The following is a 229-nucleotide window of genomic DNA, read 5'->3' as shown; positions in this document are numbered from 1 at the left end:
GTCCGCGGGCGCGTCGACGACGTTCCACCCCATGTGCGGGATCACCGGCGCGTCGAGCCGGACCACCGAGCCCGGCCACTGCCCGCAGCCCGTCGTCTCGACGCCGAACTCCACGCCGCGGGCGAACAGGATCTGCATGCCCACGCACACGCCGAGCACCGGTCGGCCGGCCGCGACACGGTCGGCGATGATCCTGTCGCCCCCGACCTTGCGCAGCCCGGTCATGCAC

General features: G+C 73.8%; 1 protein-coding gene. It reads right to left on the bottom strand.

From position 1 onward, the window contains the following. A partial coding sequence (locus AC2ETI_RS32860; RefSeq protein WP_483635082.1) for a type 1 glutamine amidotransferase family protein occupies nt 1-229 on the bottom strand: 229 nt, incomplete at both ends.

It is taken from the genome of Rhodococcus sp. MurmanLake-1 (genome assembly GCF_056945715.1).
Note: the sequence above shows the minus strand (reverse complement) of the source record. Positions and strands in the feature narration are given on the sequence as shown.